Genomic DNA, 2,909 nt, shown 5'->3' with positions numbered 1-2,909 from the left:
CCCGAGCAGACCGTCGTCTTCCCCCGACTGCGGATCTACCAGCGCCGGACCTACCCCGGCACCCACCGGACGGTCACGCAACTGCTCTACGTGCCGACCCAGTCGATCCCCCGAGACGAGGTCGAGCGCGTGCGGCTCGCACTCGGCGGCGAGTAGCAAGCCACAGAGCCCGTCCCCGGCAGCAGGGGGCGGGCTCCGTGGCACTCTGCCGGAGACGGTCAGAGCGCTTCTGTCCTCAGGGCTGCGGGTGGAGCCGGTGGCTGGCAGGATCAGCCGCATGAGGATTCTCGTCCTGGGCGGCGGCTGGTTCCTGGGACCGGCCGTCGTGGCCGGCGCGGTGACACGGGGCTGGGACGTGACCACGTTCACGCGAGGCCGCTCCGGAATCGCCTTGCCCGGAGCGACCGCAGTGCACGGCGACCGAGAGCGGCCCGACGACCTCGCCCGGCTGGCCGACGAGTACGGCCCCTGGGACGCCGTGATCGACACGTCCGCCTCGGCTCTCAGCTCTCGCGACGTACTGGCAGGTGCCCGCGCCTTGGAACTGGTCGCCAACCGGTACGTGTACGTGTCCACGGTGGCCGTGTACGAGGGCTGGCCCACCGAACCCCTGAGCACCGACTCGGCGGTATGGGAAGCCCTCGTACGTGTAGACCAGGAACTCGAGCAGCCCCCCGGGGCAACGTCGGGCATCAACCCCGTCTACGGGCGAAGGAAGGCCGGAACCGAACGCGCGGTGACCGACACGTTCGGCCTTGCCCGGACGAGCCTTCTGCGACCCGGCGTGCTGCTTGGGCCTGGGGAGTACGTCGGGCGTCTGCCATGGTGGCTGCACCGGGCCGAGCGAGGCGGACGGATTCTCGCGCCGGGAGACCCGTCGAGGAGTGTCCAGCCCGTGGACGTGCGGGATGTCGCGGTGTTCGCCCTCGATCAAGCCCTGCGCGTGGGCCATCAGGTCCACAACCTCGCCGCGCCGATCGGGCGGGAGACGATGGGCGGACTCCTCCAGGCGTGCGTGGACACGACCGGGAGCAGCGGGACCCTGGTGTGGGTGCAGGACGACGTCCTGCTCCGCCATGGGCTGCGCCAGTGGACCGAGCTGCCGCTGTGGTGGACTCACCCGGGCACATCCGCGATCGACGCGACCTCGGCCGTCGAGGCCGGCTTCGTCAGCCGACCTCTGACGGAGACCGTGGCCGACACGTGGGCGTGGCTCAGAAGCGGTAACAAGCCAGTGCCGCACAGGCGTTGGGAGAAGCATGGCCTCGATCCGGACAAGGAGCGCGCCGTCCTGGCGAGCGCCGGCTAGCCGTTGCCCCTGCCGAGAGCAAGCCGCGCCGTTCCGGTTCCCAGGACCTGTGGGGGCGCAAGGATGGTGAAGTCCTCGATCCGCTCCGCGAGATCCTGGGCGACTTGGGCGTCACGGAAGGCTGCCGTCGCCAGCGCGGCCTGGATCGTATTGACCCTTGCCGTGAGTCCGGCCCCGCGCCACTCCCGAGGAAGACCGAGCACCGGGCTGAGAGCGTTGGCGGCGCCGTCCAGGTCGCCGCGCATCAGCAGGGCGGAGGTCAGATCGGCTCGGGCCTGCGGAGCCACAACGAGCGGGTTGGAACTGGTCGAGTTGGCCGCGATCAGCTCCAGCGACCGGCGGGCGGATGCCTCGGCTCCCGGTCCGTCGTGAAGGATCAGCAGGGTGGAACTGTTGCTCATGGCGACCCGCTCAAGGCTGAAGTCGAACTCTCCTCCGATGCCATGGAGGTCGTCCTCGACCGGACCACGCTCGGCCAGGCTCTCCTCGATGGCCAGCTGCGCGTTCTCGATCAGGCCGCGGTGCGCGTAGGCGCGGGCCGCGATCGCCGCCAGCCGGGCTTTGCCCGTGGCGCCCACGCCGGGAAACGACCTTGCCTCCTCGATCTTGCGCACCGCCTGGGCGGGTTTGCCCGTCCAGTAGTACAGCACCGCCAAGTACCCGTGCGCGTAGGCCTGGAGGGGTCCGTACTCGGCAACCTGGCCGTACAGTGCAGCCGCCCGGGCCAGTTCGAACGCGTGGGGTATCGCGCCGAGGTCGAAAGCGCACGCGGAGAGTAGTGCGGAAGCCTGGCCGGCCACGAGGTACAGGCGCTGGCACTGCGAAGGTACCTGGGTGCGGTCCAGCAGCACCTTCGCGACGCCGAGTACCTCCTTCGCCGACACGAAGACCACGTGCGGCGGCTTCGTGCTGGTGTCCTGGACCAAGCTCACGAGATCGTCTTCGAGCTGGTCGAGCGTGAGGTCGGGTAGCAACTGAGCGGCCGCGTCGGAGGCGTGGGTGCTGGCATCGCGTGCAGTCATGGAGAGTTCACTTTCATCGAGCACAGGAGCAGATGGCGCCCGCAGCATCTGGGCCTGATCGCCGGTGAAGGGCGCGAAGAGCTCTTCCACCGGTCTGCCGAAGAGCTGCTTCAGGATCGCGGGCGCCGGGTGGTGGGGTCGGGCAACGTGCCCGGAGCGCCACCGCGAGACGGACTTCTCCGTCAGGACGATGTTCCTGAAGGCGGCGTCGCCGGTCTTTTCGTGGAGCAGCGCGGCAGTCCGCCGGTACTCGGACTGGAACGCGCGAAAGTCCATGCCGAACTGGGTGATTAAGGCATCGAGCAGGTTCATCACGGTCCCTTCGTCGCAGCCCGTGCGAACCGCGTCGTTCTCTGCCTACCACCGCCAGCCCGGAGATCACACAGGCCGGGAAGAAGTGTCCTCGAACTGTCCTCGGTTTGTCCCTAGGCTCACCCGAATGGGGACCAAGTGTCCCTGTTCTGCCAGTGGTTATGTCCACCGTCCCGGTCCAGGGTTGATCACCGCAAGCGATCCACGACCGGGGCGCGTCCAGGTGCTCCTGCTGACGGGAGCGATGCACATGGTGGCCGTCGAAC

The 2,909-nt window shown here is 68.8% G+C and carries 2 protein-coding genes; one reads left to right on the top strand and one right to left on the bottom strand.

Annotated features, from left to right (window positions below):
- Positions 1-277: 277 nt before the first annotated feature.
- A complete protein-coding gene (locus tag ACFVU7_RS44745) occupies positions 278-1,309 on the top strand; it encodes an NAD-dependent epimerase/dehydratase family protein (RefSeq protein ID WP_388052452.1) in 1,032 nt (343 codons plus the stop codon).
- Here ACFVU7_RS44745 and ACFVU7_RS44740 read toward each other — a convergent pair.
- A complete protein-coding gene (locus ACFVU7_RS44740; RefSeq protein ID WP_388052449.1) occupies positions 1,306-2,643 on the bottom strand; it encodes a hypothetical protein in 1,338 nt (445 codons plus the stop codon). The genes ACFVU7_RS44745 and ACFVU7_RS44740 overlap by 4 nt on opposite strands.
- Between the last annotated feature and the right edge of the window lie 266 nt (positions 2,644-2,909).

The organism is Kitasatospora sp. NPDC058046 (genome assembly GCF_042885595.1).
Taxonomy (GTDB): Bacteria; Actinomycetota; Actinomycetes; order Streptomycetales; family Streptomycetaceae; genus Kitasatospora.
This window is presented reverse-complemented; position numbering and strand designations above follow the sequence as displayed.